This is a genomic window from Methylobacter sp. Wu1, assembly GCF_036553575.1.
GTDB lineage: Bacteria > Pseudomonadota > Gammaproteobacteria > Methylococcales > Methylomonadaceae > Methylobacter.
Window position 1 is genome coordinate 119,125 of record NZ_JAZHOC010000073.1, and the last position, 21,695, is coordinate 140,819.

The following is a 21,695-nucleotide window of genomic DNA, read 5'->3' on the forward strand; positions in this document are numbered from 1 at the left end:
TAATAACCATTAGTAATCTCCCCTTACCGTTTTTGCTTCTGGTATCTCATAAATGCCGGTCAATTTGCGTCTGAATTCGTCGGTAATCAGTCGGCCGTCCTGCCTGCTTGTAACAACGCGCGGTGTAATCAGCACAACCAGTTCTGTCTTAAGTTTCTCTTTTGTCGTCCCGCCGAACAAGGGGCCTATTAAAGGCAGCTTATATAAAAAGGGAATCCCATCCTGATTATAGGTATCGTTCTCATCGATCAAGCCGCCCAGCACAACCGTTTCTCCGCTGTGTACGGCTACGTTACTGGTAATTTCCCGGCTTTGTATCGTAGGCGAATCGATGTTACTGGCTACCGTCTTCTGCGGTCTTTCAACGCTTTGTTCGATATCCATAATCACGAGACCACTGGCATTGACCCGGGGCTTAACTTTCAACTTCACACCGGTTTTACGCTGCTGAATGCCACTGGTTTGCACGAGACTATTAGCGTCGAAAGTTTGGCCTGAAGTGGGAAGAGCAGATGACTGAGACGTTCTCAACGGTATTTCATCACCGACTTGTATCGAGGCTTCCTGATTATTCAGCACCATCAACGACGGCGAAGAAATCACATTAAGCTTATTGTCATTGGCCGATGCATTTAATACGGCGCGTATATCGCCCGAATCACTGAGGAACGCATAGCCAAAGCCACCTGATACTGCACCTGCGGCAATATCCCTGAGCGATGTCCCTCCCGCCTGCGCTTCCGCTAATGATCCTCTTATATTTGATCCACTCGTGTTAGTATTAGTAATGACATGCTCGCCACCCACATTATGGTGACTTAAAAACCATTGAATACCGTACTTTAAACTGTCGGTCAGGCTCACCGATACGATGGTCGCATCGATCAAGACCTGCAGCGGCATAACATCGAGCTGAACGATAACGCCGCGAATCTTTTCATATTCTTCCGGCGTCGCGACAACAACGATCGAGTTATTGATCTCATCGGCAATAATTCTGACTTCCTTACTCACCTCGGCAACGCCGCCGCCTTCCGATCCCGCGGGTTTGCTGAAAGCCGCTTTTGCCGCCTCTTGCCCCTGCTTATTGGTGATTTCAGCAGCTTTTTTTCCGGGAGCAACCTTTGCGCCTTTATCTTTCTTTGTCGATGCGCCGGTAAAAATTTCATTCAATGTCGCCGCCAATTCCACGGCATCGACATTCTGAACCTTATAGACATTCACACCGCCGCCGGTAGCCGTAGTCGACCGGTCCAGCCGCAGTATCCAGCTTTCAATATCTCGCAAATAAGAGGCTTGGTGCGTAATGGCCAGGATGGCATTCAACCGCTCGATTTCTATAAACCGGAAAAAGGTGCTCTCATCTTTTTCAGTTTTGTTAAACACCGCATCCAGCTCTTCAATAATCTGCTCCGGCGCGGCATGCACCAAAGGAAAAATACCGAATGAACGCCCCCTCAAGATATCGATATCGAAAGTGGCGACCATATCCATGATGCGCGCCAGTTCATCGGCCGTTCCGGAAACAACCAGCAGATTGCGCATGCCGTCGACTTGCAGGATGGTTTTTTCCTGCACCAGCGGCTTGATCACTTCGGCGATATCCTGTACGGCCACATTCCTGATCGGTATGACCTTCACCTGGTAACCGGCCGCGCCTGCTCTTGCAAAGTCGGTGCTGTATAACGCCTCTGCCGCGGGCTCGATATGATAAACGCGGCCGTCCTTGACCAGCGCCGCATTATTCATGCGCAGCAACATCTCCAGGGTAGGCAATAATTCTTCTTTCGTTAAAGCCTGGGTGGTCTGCAGCGTCACCTTGCCGGCCACCTTGGGGCTCAATACATAGTTTTCACCAAGTATGTCGCTCAGAATCACTTTCGCTACTTCGCCCAGGTCGGCTTCATCAAAGTTCAGGCTGTATGCGCCTTCGCCACGGGCTGCGCCCCTGCCCGGCTGCGTTGACGTCCGCGACACGAAACGTTCCGTTCCAGGATAGAGTTCCGCCGCCGGCCGCACTTTTTCACTAGGATGCGGCTTGTTTTGCAAGTGTTTAAAAACGGCCCCTTCCTGTTCCTCCGGCTGCTCTGGGAGCACTGGCGGCAGCGGTTTTTTAACGGCTACCGGCGGCCCCATAAATTCGCAACTTGACAGCGAAAGCCCCAGAACAACAGCCCAGGAAGCTTTTTTTATTTTTTTTATATTATTCTTCATTTTCGCTATTTCCTGACGTGTCTTCCGCTTTGGGCGCCTCTGCTTTAGGCGTAAATGCGTTGGGTATGCTTTTTTTCTTGGGTAATTCTTTTAATTTTGGTTTTCTTAGCATAAGCTCTTTCTGATGACTTCCTTGCTTGAGTACGACTTTGTCTGTATGAATCTCGGCCAGTGTCCAGCCGCTGATATCATCGCCTTCAGTTATTTTAAGGTATTTTTTTTCCGTGGCTGGCGCTTTATCACGGCTGAACAAGGCTGATAACTGTTTGCCTCTCGTATAGACACCCGTTAGCTGCCATTCAAAACTATCGGAACCTCCAACTGCGGCTGCTTCTTCAACCTCGACCGTTTCTACAGGTCTCCGCCCTTTGATGAATAAGGGCCGTGTGACCAGATCGGCGTATTTGTCCTCCGGTTGTTTCGTCAGCACCAGACTTGGCAAGTCACCTACTTTGTAGGGTTGAGTTTCAACGGATGTAATCGATTTCTGCAGTTGTTTTCTGGAATGCTTCGCATATAACCACTCGGCAGTAATAATCAACAGCAAGACGGTACAAACGGAGGCCAATAATTTAATTAATTTAACATTCATCCTGGCGGTATTCTCATGAAACTAACGGCCTGAAAATTCACATTCAATTCATTGCTCGATTCAATCTGTCGGGTTTTTCTGTTTCTTATGCCTCGCACCGGCCTTATATCGATCTGGTCGACGATGATCAGCGGCACCGACGTTTCCATTTTGTACAACACTGAGCGCAGCTCTTCAATAGTGCCGGTCATTCTGACTTTGACCATAATGCGGCTGAAGCCATCCTTATTGCTGACAGGAAGCGCCTGAGTACTGGTCAACTGCCCACCTGCATCGACAATCGCCTTTTTAATAAACTCCTGTACATCGGCGGACGCCAGCGCGCCAGTCCCTTGAGCATTAAAATAACCTTGGGACAAATGCTGGGCTTTTATTTTATCCATGCCTTCAGTGACGGCGTCTTTCCTGGCTAAAATCCGCTGGTACTTCTGGAGCTTGAAAACCAGCGCTTTCTTGGTTTCATGCAGATCCATGCCCTTGCTGACAATGGGCGCAATAACAACGACACCAAAAATCACTATCACAGCCGCCAGGAGGCCTACCGCAATCCAGCGCTGGGTTTTGTTATACGCCGCCATTGATGCCTCCTGCTTTGGTCACATCCACGGTGATCTGAAACCGTTCAAGCCCGCTGATTTTGTCTTGCGTAACCGGCGATACAAACCGGACGTTATCAAACAATGGCGAGGCTTCCAGAACGGCAATCAAGGCAGAAGCGGACGGCGATTCCCCTTGTATCTGCAGATGCCCATCCGAATACTGCGCATAGGTCAGCCAGGTGTCATCCTTTATTAAAGCGCTCAACGCATTCAACATGACCACGACCGATGGCGCCGAGCTTTTGACATCAACCAGCCGGCGCGACTCTTCCACCAGCGCATCAATTTCCGACTGCGAGGCATCGATTTTACGCGCCTCTTTCTCTATGCCTTTAAGCTGTTCGCTTAATGCATTGACAGCCCGGTATTCAAACCAGACCGGCAAAGCTATAGCGGCTATCAGCAGGACAAATACCGCGCTGATCAAGGCTCCATGAACCAATGCAGCGTTTTTGCTGGTTTTCTCCCTGAACTGCTCCGGCAGCAAATTGTAAAAGTCATAGTCCTGCTCAAGATCATTGGCAGCATCCTCATAATCGGCAATTTTGGGCGACAGGCCCAGCGCGCTTACATCATCATAGAGCGCCTCAAGTACTTCCCGCGGAGTCAGCACCAGCATGACATTGATTTGCCCGGGCTCATGGGCGTCTGCCAGGGGCTTAACGGCAAAATAGACCTGCTCCGGTTTGAACGGTGTATAACGGTCCAACTCATAGGAAACAACCTGAGCCAAATTTTCCTTTGCTGCCAGAGGCAGGGTCAGTTCTTTTTGAATAGCATCCTGCCGGGTCAACCTGATAACGACATCGGCCTTGGCAAATCTTTCGTCTCTGGCTAACAGCGCCTTGACTTCCGCCATATCGGGTTCATTTCGCTCCAGCGTGGCTATCGGCTCTACTTTTCCGTTGAGGACATAGGTCATTTCCAGGTGGTGGTTGTCTGGTCTGACCAGAATAATGCCCCGCTTCTCGCTGACGAGCTGCTTGATTTTTTCCGGTACCAGGAAACTAAGTTCTCGCGCCCACCAGCGAAAAAACTTCTTGAAATCCAGTTCAATTGTCGAATTGAGGTTCAGCATATTCTGTCACTAATAATTGGCTCATTTCATCAGAGAATAATGAGTCATTGCCTGCGTAGTTGCGTTGCCATTTTAAAATCTGAAACGGCGAGGATTGTTGGCCCATGGATTGCTGTCCCGCGGATTGTTGACCAAAGGGTTGTTGGCCAAAAGGCTGTTGGTCAAAGGATGGCTGTTCACTGTTCGATCTTGCTATTATTGCGTTTATTACAGCGGTTGAGCCGTCATCCAGCTGCGCTTCGGAAATAATGGTCACCGCCCCGCTGTCTGCGGCTGGAGCCGCACTCTCGCCAGTCTCGTCCAAAGAAGATGATTCATTAAAAGGCGATGCCGACTTTAAGGCATCGACTGAACGCTCCCGTCTGGCTTGCATATATTCGTCTTTCGCCGCTTCGTCCAGGTCCGGCAACACCTGCAAAACTTCCGGAGACGCCAACTGCAGATTGACCGTAGACCCTCTCGAATAAACGGTGATCAACCCCTGCAACCAATCATAAACGCTTTCGTTCATGCCCAGCACCAACTGCAATTCCTCGATGTCCTGAAAAGGCTTGTTTCGGGGCTGATAGTTTAAACCGGCATCCTGATATTCTTTCTTTTCCGCGCCGTCCTCGCGCACCAGGTCATCTTCATCGCGCCAATCGAGAATGGCATTGACGAGCCCAGCCTGCTGACCTTCATCAATGGGCGCATGACTTATCAGTGCCTGCAACACGGCCTGGTCGGCCGTGTTCAGATCTATTTTGCCGGTTTCGGATAAAAGCCGTATGCGCACTTTGCCACTCTCGAAGTTTATTTGATAAACACTGCTGTCTGCCCGCCAACGCCTGCCCGCATCGGGAATCAGCATCATCATTTCCGCTATGGCAATCCCCGATTCCGCCACGGCCATGGCCTGCGCGTTATTTTTGATGCCTTCAATAATGGCAGCTTCCCTGCGCATAGTCAGCGCAAAACTGCCTGCCATGATAGTCAATAGGCTCAATATCCACAAAACAAGAACCAGCGCAAATCCCTTTTGCCTTGCCTGCTTCCTGATGCGTATCACTCTGTTACCCCTGAATCTTCCGCACCGCCTGTTAAGGTGCTCGAATCACCGCCAACCTTAAGTTCGATAACCATATCCGGCCAGTAAACTTCATCTTCCCGCTCGATCTGGATTTTTACCAGGCGCGGCAAGGCATTTTTATTGAGCCATTCATCCCGCCATTGGCTCTCGCCGGTTTCCTGATCCGGGCCAAAATAAGACAAAGCAAAATGACTCACATGCTTTATCAGGACGGCCTCCTCCTTTTGCCATTCCTCGCCTTCGGCAAGCGGAAAAAACGGCGTCAACGTCACTTTTATTTCAGCTCCATCGTCACTGTTCCCTTGCGGCCCTTCATCCTGCACTGCCAGGGAAAACAGCTGCAAGCCCGCCCGCCCGGCGCTGGCGGGAAATACGGAAACAAATTGCAAGGATTGCGCATCGCCTTGAAAAGACAACTTACTCTCTTCTTCCGTAAAGTCATTCTGTAAAGATGACTCATCTTTCGCAAAGTCATCCTTTAAAGGTTTGGCGGCCGATAAATGCTGTTGAAAAAAATTGTAGACGACAGCTACTTCATTGACTTCGGCGATTTTCTTTTCGCCCATTTCCCAGCTTTGGGCACAAATTTTCAGACTGCCAAACAGTAGCACAACCATAACGCTTAGCAAAGTCATTGCGATAAGAACTTCGATAAGCGTAAACCCACGCGATGAGTTACATAGCGAATCACCAGAAAAAGCTCCCTTTTGCCTCCAGCTTCTCATAATGCTTTATTGACGAGCCTTAGGTTTGTTAATTCAATCTGCCGCTCGCTCGCCTGATCATCGCCCCAGGCTACCATGACGTTAACCTTGAAAAGCAATATGGGTAACGTTGCCGGATCAAAATTTTCAATCGTCGGCGTAAAAGGACTTACTGAAACCAGCCAACGGTATTTTTCATTTTCCACTCCCGACCTTTCTCCTGGCTGCAACGGTGTTTCCACCCCCGTTTGAACCATTAACGATTCGGCGATCTGCACAGCGGCCGTGTATTCATCGGCCACAGACGCCGTATTGACGCCGCCGGAAAAAATCTTCAGTAAAATCCCCAGCGAAAGCGCCAGTATTGAAAACGCAATCAGGATTTCCAACAGGGAAAAGCCTCGTTGTTTACCCATGCGCACCTTCGCTGGCATCTTCAAGCTCGACCTGGCCGGTCAGCCAATTGATATCGATGCGCCATTTGGAACCGCCCCACTCCAGCGTAACTCTTCCGCCTGTCGACGAACCGTCGGCAAAAAAGCGTATATTGCCCTGGCCTTCGCCGGTTAATTCGTCCTGGGCCGTGACCAGCGAGAGATCGATGGACTCGGGAATCGTAAAAACCTTATCCCGGCCGCTTACCTGATAGCTGTTATCGCCAAGGTCAAGGGCGACGGTAGTCTGCTGATGGGAGAGCAAAGCCTGTCCTCTTGCATAACGCAGCGCCGAAACAATATCCCTTGCCGCGGCGCGAAGCTGCGTCGACTCGCGTCCTGATGACAGATTGAACGCGACAATTGAAAAACCCAGAATGATGACAAAAAGCACAACCATCAGCTCCAGCAGCGTAAATCCTTGAGTCCTGGACAATGCCCAATGAGCGGGGAGACGCAAGCCCACCGCTCTTTTTGAGCTCAACCCTGAGCCTTCAGTTTTATGCATCATTCCCAGCTTGCGATATCCTGATCTTCGCCTTCGCCGCCTTCTTTGCCGTCCGCGCCCAGCGTGTAAAGATCAAATTTGCCGTGTTCACCCGGAAACACATAGTGGTATTCCTGCTGCCAAGGGTCCAGCGGCATTTTGGCTTTTTGCAGATAAGGACCGTTCCAGCGTTTTGCACTTTCAGGCGATTCGATGAGCGCCTTCAAACCCTGCTCGGTTGTCGGATAATTGCCCAGATCCAGCTTATACATGTCCAGCGCGGCGGACAGATCTTCAACTTGAACGCGGGCCGCTTTGGTTTTGGATTCGCCCATGTGTTTCATGACCTGAGGCCCGACTATGCCGGCCAACAGGGCGATAATGCCCAGCACGACCAGTAATTCAAGTAAGGTAAAGCCAGTTTCTGTACGTTTTCTATATTGTTTCATCGTAAAAAAATTTTCCATTAAAAAGCTAAGTCATTAACACTCAAAATCGCCAGCAGAATCGACACGATAATACCCGCAATCATAACGCCCAGGGTGATTATCAAAGCCGGCTCAAGCAATGCCAGCATACGCTGTATCGCTACTCTAAGCTGTTTATCATAAATAGTTGCCACGCGCAGGAGCATTTCTTCCAGCTTCCCTGTTTCTTCGCCCATTTTTATCATCTGCATGGCCATTTTGGGCAGTACGCCTTTTTCCAATAAAGCGTCCGACATGTTCCTGCCCTGCTTTAACTGTTCCTCGGCATCGGCACAGACCTCGGCCAAGGCCAGGTTGTCGACAGTTTCACGCGCTATCGCCAAAGCAGTCAGTATAGAAACGCCATTGCCCAGCAAAGTTCCCAACGTGCGGCTGATGTTGGCGGTTTCCTTGTTCAGAATGATGCTGCCGAATAAAGGCATGGCCAGAAAGCGCCTATCCCATGCTTTTTTGGTGACCGGGTCGGCCAGTTGAAAATTCATATAGCCGTACGCGACAACGATGAGAAGCACCAGTATCCACCAGTAGCTTTGCAGCCATTCAGCCAGGCCGACCACGATCTGGGTCGGCACCGGCAAAGCCTTGCCGGCGCTCTCAAACATTTCGGTAAATTGCGGCACGACGAATGTCAGCATTACAAACAACGACGCCAATGACATCACCAACAAGATGGCCGGATAAATCAACGCGGTGCTGATCGTATCCTTCAATTCGCGCGAACGTTCCAGATAATCCGCCAGCCGCGTCAACACTTCGCCTAAGCTGCCGCCCGCTTCGCCCGCACGGATCATATTGATATAAAACTTGCTGAAGACTCCGGCCTGCTTCTCCAGCGCATCGGCCAGGGAAGAGCCGCCTTTCACTCTTTCCAGAACCCGTCCGAGCAGCTTGTTCAGGCGCTCGTTGTCAGCCGTCAAGTCCATCAATACCGACAGCGACCGGTCCAGAGGCAGGCCGGACTCCAGCAGGGTCGCCAATTCGCTGGTCAGCAGGCCGATCTCTTTCTGGGACAGGCGCGACTGTTTGGCTCCCAGATTGAATCCGAGGAACGATCTGGCGGTGGCCGGCGCCACGCGGATCGGTATGTAACCTTCCGATTGCAGGGCCGCGATCAGCCCTTGTTCGTCAGAGGCATCGCGAACGCCTTCCTCAGTCTCGCCCAGACTGTTGATGGCTTTATAAGAAAACAAAGCCATATCAGCCTTCCGTTGTGACGCGCATCACTTCTTCTATAGTGGTGATGCCTTGTAAGGCCTTCTGCAATCCGTCATCGCTCATCGTGACCATGCCTTGCTCGATAGCCAGTTTCTGAATGGTGCCGGCTTCTTCATGCGCCATGATCAGTTTACGGATCGGATCGGTCATCAGCAGAAATTCGATGATAGCCAGACGCCCGCGATAGCCAAGCCCGCCGCAGGCTGAGCAACCGACCGGTTTGTACAGCACTATATCGCCTTCAGGCATGAAACGCCGCAGATGCCTGTCCTCGACAACGAGAGGCGGGGCGACATAAGGTTCCTTGCATTCCGGGCACAGTTTTCTGACCAGCCGTTGCGCCAATATGCCGTTCACGGTGGAAGTGAGCAAATACTCCTCCAGCCCCATATCCAGCAAACGCGTGACACCGCCGGCGGCATCGTTGGTATGCAGCGTCGATAACACCAAGTGCCCGGTCAGCGCCGATTGCACGGCGATTTTCGCCGTCTCCAGGTCACGCATCTCACCGATCATGATGACATCGGGGTCTTGGCGAACGATAGAGCGCAACGCTGCAGAGAAAGTCAGGCCGATCTGCGGTTTGGCCTGAATCTGGTTGATGCCCTCCAGCTGATATTCCACCGGGTCTTCGACCGTGATGATCTTGCGCTCGGAGGTATTCAGCAGCTTCAGGGCCGCATACAACGAGGTTGATTTACCGCTACCGGTCGGACCGGTAATCAGGATAATGCCGTGCGGCTGCGCCAGAACATCGATGAACTGTTTCGAATGCTTGCCGGAAAAGCCCAATGATTCGAAATCGAATACGGTGCTTTCCTTGTCGAGCAAACGAATGACGACGCTTTCGCCATACATTGTCGGTATGGTCGACACACGCAGGTCCAGCTCCTTGCCGAGCATTTGCACCTTGATGCGGCCGTCCTGCGGCAGCCGGCGTTCGGCAATGTTCAGCTTGGCCATGATCTTGATGCGGGAAATGACGGCGGCCGTCGATTTAACGGGAGGCGCATTGATATCCTGTAAAACGCCGTCAATGCGCAGCCTGACTTTCAGGGCTTGCTCGAACGGCTCGATATGGATATCCGAGGCGCGCATTTCGATGGCGCGCTGCATGATCAGGTTGACCATTTTGATAACCGGCGCTTCGCTGGCCAGATCCTTTAAATGCTCCAGATCTTCCTCGCCTGCGGTATCTTCGAACTGAAGATTATCGACAATCCGTTCCATCTGCGACCGGCCTTCGCCGTACTGGATTTCCAGCGCCGCATCGATTTCCGACAGCAGGCCGACCTTGGGGATGATCTCCTTGCCAGTCGCCAGCCTCAGTGCATCGATCACAAACTGATCTTCAGGGTCCATCATCGTGACGGTGATAGCCTCGCCGCTGTTTTTGATGCCGATCACATGGTTCTGTTTTAAAAAACGCAATGAGATGCTTTCCGGCAATTGCATCTCCAGCGGATACTGATCGGCCATAACCTTCTCGAACCCGCCTGACTCGACAAATGCATCGGCCACATCGAGTTCCGAGCATAAGCCCAGCTTCACCAGCAGTTGAGGCAGATTTTCCGAAATTGCCGTTTTTCTTATGCGCTCAACTTTGTTCAGTTCACCGGACGAAAGTTTGTCCCTGGTCTGTAACGTTTTCAATAAATCATGGTATGCGGTTGCTTGCTCTGTCATATAAATTCCATCTGCCGCCTATCCCACCTGTGCTTGCGAGAATAAAGCCTTGCTATTAACTAAACCTGGCACCTTTATAGGTTTTCTTATAAACCAACTGTGACTGGGTTTTCAACCTTTAGTTCCACAACTACACTATTATTTCTGTGATTGAGTCACAGTCCCAATAAAGTTCTGGCCTTGCCGATAATCTCCTGCTCGCTGATCTCTCTGATCGAGTAATCCTGCTTGTTCAGTTTATAAGGATTGACGCTTGATGCCGATTTGACCACCTCGTTGATATCCGTCTGATAGACGCGGCTGACCGGCGTCGGGCCGAAAATCGTGATGGATGGTCGGTTCAAGGCCCAGGCCATATGTGTCGGCCCCGTGTCATTGCCGATCAGCAGGTCGGCCTTGGCGATCAATGCCTTCAGGCTGTTTAAATCCAGTTTCGGCATGACGTTGATAAAGCGCGACTGCGAGGCCATCGAATCGGCGGTGTTTTTCTCCTGCTCGCTGCCCCAGATCACCAGACAATTCTGCTGTAACGCCTCGGCTATTTTTATGAATCTGTCGGCCGGATAGTTTCGGCTTTCCCAGGTTGAGCCGATGACCAGCACGATATTGAGCCGGTCTTGCCGCAAATAAGTATAGAGGCTTTGATCTTCATGATCGAAAAACAAAAACGGCTTTTTGACCAGGATTTGTTCCCTGCTGATGCGGATGCCTAAAGGCTCCGACAGCACCGCGGCATTCCTGTCGATGGTATTGGCATCATAGGCACAGGCCACTTTGACATCATAAAACCACGAAGCTGCTTTCTCCCTGATCGAGCCGGCATCGAAACCGGCGACGCGCTTGCCCAGGAATCTGGCCGTGATCGCCGACTTGATCAAGCCCTGCGCGTCAATGACCAAATCATAGTTATTTAGGGCATAACGGCGAATCATTTTAAGCTGTTTGAAAACAGCCATCTTATTGGTCTTTAAGGATTTCAGGTTGACTGTCAGGACGTTGTCGATATCGGGATTGTCCTTCAACACGCCGGCAAAGCGCTCTTCCACGACCCAGTCTATCCGGCTGTCAGGCAAGGCGGCCTTGATGAATTGCAATGCCACCATGGCATGGACGATATCGCCCAGCGCGGACAGTTTGACAATGGCGATTCTCACAGCCTGACCTGCTCAGTCCGCCGCAATCAGATCGAGCACCTGATCGGGCCGGATTTCAGTCAGACAGCGCGTGTGGCCCAACGGGCAGTCACGCTTGAAGCAGGGCGCGCAATCGAGATTCAACGAGACAACCTGGGCTTTTTTATTAAGCGGCGGCGTAAAGCCAGGGTCCGAAGAGCCGTATATCGCGATGACTTTCCTGTCGAGCGCGGCGGCCACATGCATCAGACCTGAATCATTGGTCACGACAGTACTGGCCAGCGACAGCAAATCGACCGCTTCGGCCAGCGAGGTGCGGCCGCTGAAATCAGTGCACAGTCGGCCGGCTTCCTGATTGATGACTTCCGCAACGTCTTTGTCCTTGTCGGAACCGAACAGCCAGACCTGCCAGCCCTGAGCGATTTTTTGCCGCGCCACCTCGGCATAATAGCCGGCTGACCAGCGCTTGGCAGGGCCGTATTCGGCGCCGGGACACAAGGCCAGGATTTTTTCCGAGCGGGTAAGGTTGAATTTTTCGATAACGCGCTGTCTGTCCGGTCCAATCATGATCCGCGGCGCCGGATACGCGGGCGGCAAGACTGCCGCTTTCGGCAGGCCCAGCGCCACAAACCGCTGAACAGTCATGGTCAGCCGTTTTTTATCCAGCTTGCGGGCATCGTTGAGCAATCCCCAGCGGCACTCCCCAATGTATCCGGTGCGCCTGGGAATGTCGGCAAAGAAAGGAATTAAGGCCGACTTCCAGGAATTGGGCAACAGGATGGCTTGATCATACCCGGCCGAACGCAACTGCCTGCCCAGTTTTATGCGATTTATCAGGCCGAATTGCCCGCGCTTCAGCGGCATGGGGATGGCCGTTGCGACTTCAGGCATGCGTTCGAGCAATGAAAATGTCCATGCCGGAGCCAGCACATCGATTTGGCAATGCGGATCAGCCTGTTTCAGCGTGATGAACAGGCTTTGCGCCATGACCATGTCGCCGACCCATGAAGGACCGACGACCAGGATCTTTGTGATGTTACTTTTAGGCAACGGGAGTCAGCCACTCGGCATGATCGTCCCGGCGACCATGCACATAGTCAAAATACAGGGATTGGAGTTTTTCTGTGACAGGACCGCGGCTGCCAGTACCAATAGCCCGTCCGTCCAATTCTCTAATTGGCGTAACTTCGGCGGCTGAACCAGTAAAGAACGCTTCATCGGCAACATAGATTTCATCGCGGGTAATGCGTTTTTCGATCAGCTCGAAGCCTTGTTCTCTGGCGATCGCGATAATCGTATCGCGGGTAATGCCTTCCAGCGCCGAGGTGGTTTCCGGGGTGTAAATCTTGCCGTTGCGCACGATGAACAGGTTTTCGGCGCTGCCTTCGGCCGCATAGCCTTCGTGATCCAGCAGCAGAGCTTCGTCATAGCCGGTAGCCAGCGCTTCTTGCAATGCCAGGATGGAATTGATGTAATTGCCATTGGCTTTGGCTTTGCACATGGTGCTGTTGATATGGTTTTTGGTATAGGAAGACGTGCGGATGCGGATGCCTTTTTCTATGCTCTCCGCGCCCAGATAGGCGCCCCATGACCAGGCCGCGACCATGACATGGACTTTCAGGTTGTCGGCCCGAAGCCCCATGCCTTCCGAACCGAAAAAGCACATGCTGCGGATATAAGCGCTGTCCAGGTTGTTTTTGGCGACCGCATCGCGATGCGCCTGGTTGATTTCGTCTTTGCCGAAAGGCATTTTCATGTTCATGACATGCGCCGAACGGAACAAACGATCCGTGTGTTCCTGCATTCTGAATATCGCTGTGCCTCTTTTCGTATGATAGGCTCTCAGACCTTCAAATACGCCCAGACCGTAATGCAAGGTATGCGTCAACACATGGACTTTAGCTTCCCGCCATTCAACCCATTGCCCATCCAGCCAAATAACGCCGTCTCTATCGTCCATCGTCATTGTTTATTCTCCACCATTAGTGTTTGTAATTGCTTAATAATTATTCCATAAAATCGTGCCATATCTGTTCGACCTGAGCCTTCATTCCGGCAATTTCAGCTTCATCGATAATGGCGCGATCGCCCTGTAAAACCAGTTTATGACCATAATCACGATATGCGCAGTAGATGGCTTTAAGCGTTTCCGCCTGGTCCTTAGTCATAAAACCCTGCGCCTGCAAACCGTCCAGCAGCCTGACATTATCCGTATAGGTGGTCAATGCGACGTTTTTCGACGCCTGATCTAAAACGCCGAATTGTACTATAAACTCAATATCCGCAATACCGCCTTTGCTTTGTTTTAAGTCAAACTTGTCCGCTTCGCTCGAATCCAACGCGGCGCGCATCTTTTCGCGCATTTCGCGGACTTCCTTTTTCAACTGCTCGGTATCGCGCGGCAGACTCAGGATTCGGCGCCGGATCGCTTCATACTGCTCTTTCAGCCGCCGGTCGCCGGCGATGAAGCGCCCCCTGACCAGCGCCTGATGCTCCCAGGTCCAGGCCTGGTTTCGTAAATAATCTTCATACGCATTAACATGGGTAACCAAAAGCCCTGAGTGACCGCTGGGCCGCAACCGCATGTCAACCTCGTAAAGCACGCCCGACAACAGTTTGGTATCGAGAATGTGCCGGACTTTCAGCCCCAGGCGCCCGTAAAACTGCGTGCACGGAATCGGCTTCGGGCCGTCGGTCAGCGCATTGCCGTCTGCACAGTCATACAGGAACACCATGTCCAGGTCGGAGCCATAGCCAAGCTCGATACCGCCCAGCTTTCCGAACCCGAGCACGGCAAACCCTGTCTTCTCGTCATTGCTGCCGGGCGGATAGCCGTGTTTTTCGGTCAGCATCAGCCAGGCACGCTCGACAACATGTTCGACGATGCTTTCGGCGATATACGTCAGATAATCGCTGACCACCATCAGCGGAATAACATCCATGATATCGGCCGCCGCGACCCTGAGCACATTCAACTGCTTGAACTGCCGCAGCACGATCATCAGCTGCTCCAGGTCCTGAATCTCGATCTGAGCCAGCAAAACCTTCAGCTGCGCATCAAGATCGGCTTTTTTCAGCGGCACGAATAACGAATGCGCATCCAGCAACTCATCAAATAAAATCGGGTAATGTGCCAGATAATCGCTGATCCAGGGGCTGGCCGATGACAGACGGATCAATTGCGTCAACGCGCCCGGATTCTCAGCCAGCAGCGACAAGTAAACATTCCGTCCGACGACAGCTTCAAATAACTTCAGAATGCGCTTCAAGGTTTCATCGGGGTTGTCGACCTGCATCATGGCTTCTATCAATTGCGGCATCAGGCGGTCAAGGACGCCGGCGCCTTTGGCTGTCAGTTTTCTGACGGCCAGCGAATTTTTAAACGCCTTGATGGCGGCCAGCATCTCATCGGTCCGCTCGAAACCGTACTTGCTCAGTTCGTCTGCCAATTCGGCGTCATCGGCTGTGCAGTTCCAGATTTTCCGGCTGATGCTGTCGGCATCAGCCTGTTTCGACAGCGAGAAGACCAGACCAAACACGGCATGCACCTGAGCTCTGACTCGGTCCAGATCGGCTTTAAATGCAAGCCAGGCGGGATAATCCAGCGAGTAGGCCAGTATTTCCCGCACGATCGGATCGGTAGGCAAATCATGCGTTTGCCGGTCCTGATATGCCTGAATATGGTTTTCCACCCGGCGCAGGAAACGATAAGACACAATTAACTGCTCGGCGTCCCTTTGAGTCAGCAACTCCAGTTCGCCGAGCCGCTGGAGAATATCCAGAATGCCGCGCTTCTGCAGCGACCGTTCACTGCCACCGCGAATCAACTGAAAAGCCTGACCGATAAACTCCACTTCGCGTATGCCGCCCGGCCCCAACTTGATGTTTTCCATGCGGTCCTTGCGTTTCAGCTCCTGCATAATCTGCAACTTTAACGAACGCAATTCCTCAAAAGCGCCGTAATCGAGATAACGCCGGTACACAAAAGGCTTCAGCATGGCTATCAGTTGCGCGCCGGTTTTAAAGTCGCCCGCAACCTGGCGGACTTTGATCATGGCGTAGCGTTCCCATTCCCGAGCCTGGGTTTGATAGTAGATCTCCATGCCGTCGAAATTCATGATGATGGGGCCGCTGTCGCCATACGGTCTGAGCCGGATGTCCGTCCTGAACACAAAGCCGTCCACGGTCATTTCATCGAGCACCTTGACCAAACTCCGGCACAGACGAGTAAAGAACTCACCATAAGTGGTTTCCTTGCGATCTGGCAGGACGCCGTCTTCGGCATAGGCGAAAATCAGGTCGATATCGGAAGAATAATTCAGCTCGTAGGCGCCCAGCTTGCCCATACCCAGCACGATCAACTGCTGCGGACTGCCGTCAGCCAGCAAAGGCGTGCCGCGCAAGTCGCAGGCTTTCCGATACAGGAAGTCCAGCGCATATTGAATACAGGCATCGGCCAGCAGCGACAATTCCAGCAGCGTTTCATTCAGATCGGCCCAGCCGGCCAGATCGCGCCAGGCGATCCTGATCATTTCCCGCCGACGGAAACGGCGCAATTCAGACATCAGCGAAGCTTCGGAATCGACCGCCAGCTGTGCCATTCGGCTATGATAGCCCTGCTCGTCATAGGCGATGAACAGATCGTTGGAATTCACCAGGTCGACGATGATTTCCGGCCGGCGCGTACAGCTTTCCGCAACAAAATCACTCGATCCCCAGACCTTGACCAGTGAAGCCACGAATTCCGGCGCTGCCTGAAAAGTTAGTTCCAATTCGGAAAGCCGTCCGCACCATGCACTCAGGGATGATGTTACGTTAGCGCTTAACGCTTCGGGTAATGCTTCAAGTTCAGATTCAAGATGATTGATAAACGACATGCTCGACCCACAGACCTGGAAAACCCACATGATAACCAATCCGTGAACGGATGCATAAGATGTATTTGTCTGAAATGTCCTGAAAATATCAAGACACCACGCAGAGCGTGACTATGATCGGCAACGAATCAAATAAGTTGCCTGATTTGAACGAAACATCATTCACTTTCTCAACCAGAGCATCCTTAATGCGGCGCCCGGAGGCCAGACATTTTTATCTTTTTCAATGGCGTCAGAGCCTGCCTCCCCTCTAGGTCATAAATAACGGGATTATGAGCCTGATGAGAATAAATCAAAAGTCATCGGCACCCTGACATTCAACTTAACATCCTGCGAATCGTCTGTCGTGCCTATTCCGAGCGACAAGTTTAAAGTCGTTTTGGGTGTGTACTTGAAAGAATAGCCAACCAAGAGTTGTCCTATATCCAGTTCGCTGTCACTCACTGGCGCACCGTTAATGTCAGACCTGAAGACATGTTTGTGCGAGTACCCCAGACTGAACGATGAGCGTTCATTAAGGCCAAAACCCATACCGAAGCTTAAGCCTACCGCATCGCCCGGATCAAAGTTGCCAACGGCCTCGCTCGTCTCGGCGTTATAACTGTAACTGATATTACCGAAAAAAACGGCCGGGTCCGAGGGATACATCGCCGTGATGCTGGGCTGGATGCTGAAATAGCCTACGCCTGTCGGCAACTCGGTCGGAAATTGCGCTCCAGCTACGCCTTGAGCCATTGCATATTCCACGTCAAACGGGCTTGTTCCTGTCGGAACCGTTGCCACCAAGTTGCCTACAAGAATCGGCCATCCGCCGGAACCGCCACTAAGCTGATAGCGGGCAGCGAATTCCAGATCGCCTATATCAGTTCCAGTCGCATTGAATGTTTCATCAATACCTGCGCCACTGTCCGCAGGACGTGAACGTTGCGTATCTTCACGGTAGACATAAGGTGCTTTGAACTCCAGCTCAAGGCGATCCGTAATGCCATAACGCGCGCCCAAATTGCCGATAAAACTGTGCCGTTTAATCTGTCGAATATCGATGAGGCCGACAGTAATAGCGGGGAAAGTATATGCATCAAGAAAAACCCTGTTGTTATCGATATAAGAGTATTCCAATGAAGGCTCGAAGACGAGATTTCCCTTTCTGGTTAACACGCCGCCGACAGTCTCGCTCAAACGAGGAAGTTCGGGCGGTCTTGCTTTTTCTTTTGTTTGCGGAGGCGCTTCGCCGACAGGTTTGGAAGGAAGCGGATTTTGTGATTGCATGCCGGCATTCATTTTCGCGGCCACTACAGGCGGCTTGGCCGCCTGATTGACCGGCGCCGGCTTAATTCCGGCTGCCGGGTTTGTTAAAGAATCGAGACGCGCCTTTAACATCTCGATCTCCTTACCCTGCTCAGTAATGATACGCCGCTGTTTCTCGAATTCTTTTTGCTGCTCCAGAAAAAGTTTTCGGTATTCCTCGATGGAACTCTCCTGGTGCCTTGCGTTTTCGGCAAAAGCTTCGCTATTAAGCAGCACACCCGAGCTAAAGATAAATCCGTTAAGCACTCCCACGAGAGAAAATCCCACACTCCCAATTTTATCTAGCTTCATTTACTTCATTTCCATTATTTCACTGACACGAATAAACAACAGCCCTTCCCTGATTTAATAAACGCTAACCACTTCAAGCGCTATAAAACTGCAATCGGTAATTAATGAAGAACTGCCTGACTAAAACTACGACTGGAATGAACCCCCTTGGAGATCGGCTTAACGTTTATCTGTGAAACGTTGAGCAGACTGTGAAAACCAACTTTTAAATAGTTGTTGTTATTATTAAAGGATGTTTTTCTGTTTATATTTCATTACATATTGACGAACAATTAGTGATACTACTTAAGTAGATTTACTTACTGGCTGATATTACGCACGCATCGATCTCTGTTCTGTTTTAGTTTTGTCCGGAGAACATGGGTTAAGGCGGTCAAGCGACGAGGGTAGTGTTCAGGCGTCTTGAGAGAGAAGGCCAACGTTAAGTGCTTCAGGAGAATTCCGGGCTGCGCAGTAGATGGGAATTCACCGGTGTCCTATAGGGTATTACTGCCTGTATATCTCGGCTTTACCCTAAAGGGCACAAGTGAATTCGACCCTACGACCGCGCAACACCGGTTATTAATTTGCGATGAGTGAAATGGTGTTTGGCAGAGCGGGAACAAGTGTTGAGATATTTGAGGGCAGATTTCGCAAGGTGATGTTAATCTCAGTAATAGCGTTGATGATCTGATTGTCCAGATTATTCTGGATAACAGAGTGCAGCCCCGAATCAGCCAATATTTGTGATAAGTTTTGTAGACCGTTCTGAGAAAGCGCAACGTTGTTCGGCAACTGAAATACAGAGGAAAAAGATTCCTTGCCATTCAAATAAATTGTTTTTTCCAGGCTGACATCGATGATCATGCCATTCGGCAAAGTGAAGCCGCCGCGTGATTCGGCCAGCTCGGCATCGGATGCGGCTTCCCAATTAGCCAGTGGGCTGTCCGCCTCTGCCGTCAGATCAGATGCCGGCGCTTGAGGGGTGAAGCCGATCAATAGCCAAACCGCAGCTGCTGGGAGTTTTCGGTAAAGATTAAATCGGTAAGCTTTCATCTTAAATACTCTTGGGTCAAGCGGTTAAAAATCCCAATGCCCCGGCTGCAGCAGATTGAATTCCCCCAAGCTGGCTCGATCGACTGCCGATCCTAATGGCGCTTTAATCTGAAGTTCCCAATCTTCCTGAACCTGAAAGCGTGCCGCCGCCCTATTCGGTTTATTATGGATTACAAAGAGAATACGGTTGCCCCACATTTCCTCGAACTCATCGCGAGGGATCGTTTTCACGCCTACGGCTGGATCTCCGACCAGAACCTCACGCTCATTGAGCCCTTTTATGATCACGAAATGCAGATAGCCTTTATTGTCGATAATGGTAATTGCCGGGGCCTTGGCGGCGATCAACTGATCCAGTTTGATTTTATATCCGTCAGCCTGATAGCCCCGCCTCTCCAGATAAAACTTCATATCCAATAACGAAAATCCCTTCTTCTGTATCAACTGCTGATCGCCGTTGTTATACATGTCGGCAAATACACTTTGTTCATCGACCACATCGTCATAGTGATAAGTCAACAAACTCGCCAATGTTGCCGAGCCGCAGCTGAAATCATATTGCTGCTTGTAGACGGTCTTGAACCGGCGCTCTGCAAAACTCGTCACCGGTATATTGTAGTTTCCGGCTCCCGCGAGACCGTTAAAATCGATAGAACCGGCATAACTGTTCAACGCGGGCAGCATAAAAAAGACGTACATAACGATCAATCGTTTCATACCGCTTCCTTCTCAATAAAAAAGCTCAAGGCATGATTGTCACATTCACGATAGTCGCATCCTGAATAAGAACATTATTGCCTGTATTCTGAATAACCGAGTTTATGCCGACAGCGTTAGCAAATGCGCCACTGTCAATAACATTGTAACCGGTGACCGTATTATTGGCTTCGTTGCCGCTTAACTCCGCCTTCAGGTTCATGCCATTAAGTGTTAGGTAATCTACACCGCCCTTTCCACGCTCATTGTCCAATTCATCCTGCATTGCAGTTTCGGCCTGCGAAAAAGCCAGCCCATTCCGGCCTTCAGCAGAGCCGGCAACTGCTGCTGCCTGGCCTGAGATCATTACGACAAGGAGAGTCAATAAGCCACCCTTTAAAATCGTGTCCATCATATTCTCCTGATTCCGTTATTTTCACTGTGTCAGTAAAAGCCGGTAAGCAGCCATTCACTCATCGGCAGGCTTCATTAAATGAAGCTAAGCTATAACTTATCGATTGACGTTTATATTGCCTTGAACAGAAATTTGCTGTTGAACCAGTGCGTTGTCACCAAGGTTTTGTACGCTCTGGTTAATGCCGGCTGTACTCTTGAATGAATCGGTCATACTGTTGTTAGGTGTAACAGAAGCAAGCGCAGTTATAGAAATGGCAGTTGTACCGGTAACAGCACCGGCCAGGGTTGAGTCATTAACCTTATAGTTAGAGGTTGCATTTCCGTCTATAGCTGAAACAGAACCATCACCGGCTGAGGGCAATTGCGCTTTCACGCCAATAAGAGCAGGGTCCGCCCATGCACTTGAAACGGAGCCCAAAGCCAACAGGATGCCTGCAGTTAAGATTTTTTTATTGAAATGTTTCATGTCATGACTCCTTACGAGATAGAAGATCATCAGATTTTTCTGATGTATTTGAATGAACTAGAAAAATCAGAATGACATTTGCAATCCCTCTAGCTCAATCTCTAATTTAGTTTCATTTACGCTAACCTTAAATTTCCATAAAACCGATTCGAACAATACCCACAACCTGAAGAAACGCTTGAAGCAATTAAGCTTTTTCTTGCTGCTAAGATTTTTTACTGGATGGGTTTCTAGCTCCATATGAGATAAAAAATCATCAGACTTTCTCTGATGCACTTGGATCAGCCAGAAAAACCGGATGCTGCTCCGGCGAAGCTACCAGCTCAACCACGGCTTTAGTTTTGATCAAGCTGACCTTAAATTTCCATAAAACCAATCTCAAAAAATACTCATAATCTGAAAAAATACTTATGCATTGATAAAAGGTTCATTATTGTTTGATATTTAAATTTAAGATTGGCGCAAACCGAATGCCTTATATGTTGGGAAGAAGCGAACAAGCTAATAGACCTGTTCTGGCGTTTTATTAAAAATATATATGAATAGAAAGCTTCTCCGGCTTTAGCGTTTTCTTTGGGGATAATAAGAAGGAAAATGATGGATATGGCGAATTTGCCCGTTTTTTAACGAATAGAAAACAAAAATCAACTGGACTTTAAACTGGGCGGCTAACCAGTTTCATTGTTCGTTTGATTGATGGTTCGTTTTCGTTCGATACTCAGCTCAACCAGCGCCATGATTTTTGCAATCTGAAAAATAAGCGCTTTTATCGCTTATTCATATATTGACAATACTTCGGACAGTTTTAATGGAGAAGAACCATGAGCAAACTCTGGGATAATACGGTTTCTGACATCGAACAACCCCAGAAATCAGCTCATGGAAGGAATAGTAAACTCAGTTTTA

Annotated in this window: 20 protein-coding genes; all 20 read right to left on the reverse strand. The window is 50.4% G+C overall.

What is annotated here, in order from left to right; translation table 11 throughout:
• Nucleotides 1–9 precede the first annotated feature (9 nt).
• The 20 genes from gspD to V2P20_RS16370 all read right to left on the reverse strand — a co-directional run bounded on the left by gspD (nucleotide 10) and on the right by V2P20_RS16370 (nucleotide 20,789).
• Entirely contained in the window at nucleotides 10–2,214 is a 2,205-nt protein-coding gene (gene gspD, locus V2P20_RS16275; protein WP_331820124.1) for a type II secretion system secretin GspD, read from the reverse strand.
• Complete coding sequence (locus V2P20_RS16280; RefSeq protein WP_331820126.1) at nucleotides 2,204–2,806, reverse strand: hypothetical protein; 603 nt, start codon at nucleotides 2,804–2,806, stop codon at nucleotides 2,204–2,206. Before V2P20_RS16280 ends, gspD begins: the two co-directional genes overlap by 11 nt.
• Complete coding sequence (gspM, locus tag V2P20_RS16285) at nucleotides 2,803–3,384, reverse strand: type II secretion system protein GspM (RefSeq protein ID WP_331820128.1); 582 nt, start codon at nucleotides 3,382–3,384, stop codon at nucleotides 2,803–2,805. Before gspM ends, V2P20_RS16280 begins: the two co-directional genes overlap by 4 nt.
• On the reverse strand, nucleotides 3,371–4,483 hold the full coding sequence (locus tag V2P20_RS16290; protein WP_331820130.1) for a PilN domain-containing protein: 1,113 nt from the start codon (nucleotides 4,481–4,483) through the stop codon (nucleotides 3,371–3,373). Before V2P20_RS16290 ends, gspM begins: the two co-directional genes overlap by 14 nt.
• A complete protein-coding gene (locus V2P20_RS16295; RefSeq protein ID WP_331820132.1) occupies nucleotides 4,458–5,531 on the reverse strand; it encodes a type II secretion system protein GspK in 1,074 nt (357 codons plus the stop codon). Before V2P20_RS16295 ends, V2P20_RS16290 begins: the two co-directional genes overlap by 26 nt.
• Complete coding sequence (locus V2P20_RS16300) at nucleotides 5,528–6,277, reverse strand: prepilin-type N-terminal cleavage/methylation domain-containing protein (RefSeq protein ID WP_331820134.1); 750 nt, start codon at nucleotides 6,275–6,277, stop codon at nucleotides 5,528–5,530. Before V2P20_RS16300 ends, V2P20_RS16295 begins: the two co-directional genes overlap by 4 nt.
• Entirely contained in the window at nucleotides 6,274–6,672 is a 399-nt protein-coding gene (locus tag V2P20_RS16305; RefSeq protein WP_331820136.1) for a type II secretion system protein, read from the reverse strand. The genes V2P20_RS16300 and V2P20_RS16305 overlap by 4 nt, the downstream gene beginning before the upstream one ends.
• Nucleotides 6,665–7,201 carry a GspH/FimT family pseudopilin gene (locus V2P20_RS16310; protein WP_331820138.1) on the reverse strand — a complete coding sequence of 179 codons (537 nt, stop codon included), beginning with the start codon at nucleotides 7,199–7,201 and terminating at the stop codon, nucleotides 6,665–6,667. Before V2P20_RS16310 ends, V2P20_RS16305 begins: the two co-directional genes overlap by 8 nt.
• Nucleotides 7,198–7,626 carry a type II secretion system major pseudopilin GspG gene (gene gspG / locus V2P20_RS16315; protein WP_194968148.1) on the reverse strand — a complete coding sequence of 143 codons (429 nt, stop codon included), beginning with the start codon at nucleotides 7,624–7,626 and terminating at the stop codon, nucleotides 7,198–7,200. The genes V2P20_RS16310 and gspG overlap by 4 nt, the downstream gene beginning before the upstream one ends.
• A 17-nt stretch (nucleotides 7,627–7,643) precedes the next feature.
• Entirely contained in the window at nucleotides 7,644–8,861 is a 1,218-nt protein-coding gene (locus tag V2P20_RS16320) for a type II secretion system F family protein (protein ID WP_331820141.1), read from the reverse strand.
• A gap of 1 nt (nucleotide 8,862) precedes the next feature.
• Nucleotides 8,863–10,566, reverse strand: a complete 1,704-nt coding sequence (gspE, locus tag V2P20_RS16325) for a type II secretion system ATPase GspE (RefSeq protein WP_331820143.1) — start codon at nucleotides 10,564–10,566, stop codon at nucleotides 8,863–8,865.
• Nucleotides 10,567–10,721: 155 nt separating this feature from the next.
• The gene (waaC, locus tag V2P20_RS16330; RefSeq protein ID WP_331820145.1) at nucleotides 10,722–11,720 is read right to left on the reverse strand and encodes a lipopolysaccharide heptosyltransferase I; all 999 of its coding nucleotides are present in this window, start codon (nucleotides 11,718–11,720) and stop codon (nucleotides 10,722–10,724) included.
• 12 nt (nucleotides 11,721–11,732) lie between these two features.
• Nucleotides 11,733–12,749, reverse strand: a complete 1,017-nt coding sequence (gene waaF / locus V2P20_RS16335; protein WP_331820147.1) for a lipopolysaccharide heptosyltransferase II — start codon at nucleotides 12,747–12,749, stop codon at nucleotides 11,733–11,735.
• The gene (locus V2P20_RS16340; protein WP_331820149.1) at nucleotides 12,742–13,665 is read right to left on the reverse strand and encodes a branched-chain amino acid transaminase; all 924 of its coding nucleotides are present in this window, start codon (nucleotides 13,663–13,665) and stop codon (nucleotides 12,742–12,744) included. Before V2P20_RS16340 ends, waaF begins: the two co-directional genes overlap by 8 nt.
• A 40-nt stretch (nucleotides 13,666–13,705) precedes the next feature.
• Nucleotides 13,706–16,576, reverse strand: coding sequence for a bifunctional [glutamate--ammonia ligase]-adenylyl-L-tyrosine phosphorylase/[glutamate--ammonia-ligase] adenylyltransferase (gene glnE, locus V2P20_RS16345; protein ID WP_331820151.1), 2,871 nt, complete (start codon nucleotides 16,574–16,576; stop codon nucleotides 13,706–13,708).
• Nucleotides 16,577–16,846: 270 nt separating this feature from the next.
• Nucleotides 16,847–18,175 carry a transporter gene (locus V2P20_RS16350; protein ID WP_331820153.1) on the reverse strand — a complete coding sequence of 443 codons (1,329 nt, stop codon included), beginning with the start codon at nucleotides 18,173–18,175 and terminating at the stop codon, nucleotides 16,847–16,849.
• Between the two features lie 561 nt (nucleotides 18,176–18,736).
• Complete coding sequence (locus V2P20_RS16355; RefSeq protein ID WP_331820155.1) at nucleotides 18,737–19,210, reverse strand: hypothetical protein; 474 nt, start codon at nucleotides 19,208–19,210, stop codon at nucleotides 18,737–18,739.
• Between the two features lie 24 nt (nucleotides 19,211–19,234).
• Nucleotides 19,235–19,927: a C39 family peptidase gene (locus V2P20_RS16360; RefSeq protein ID WP_331820157.1), complete on the reverse strand. Its 693-nt coding sequence runs from the start codon at nucleotides 19,925–19,927 to the stop codon at nucleotides 19,235–19,237.
• A gap of 25 nt (nucleotides 19,928–19,952) precedes the next feature.
• Nucleotides 19,953–20,321, reverse strand: coding sequence for a hypothetical protein (locus V2P20_RS16365; protein ID WP_331820159.1), 369 nt, complete (start codon nucleotides 20,319–20,321; stop codon nucleotides 19,953–19,955).
• Nucleotides 20,322–20,417: 96 nt separating this feature from the next.
• Nucleotides 20,418–20,789, reverse strand: a complete 372-nt coding sequence (locus V2P20_RS16370) for a hypothetical protein (protein WP_331820160.1) — start codon at nucleotides 20,787–20,789, stop codon at nucleotides 20,418–20,420.
• Nucleotides 20,790–21,695 lie beyond the last annotated feature (906 nt).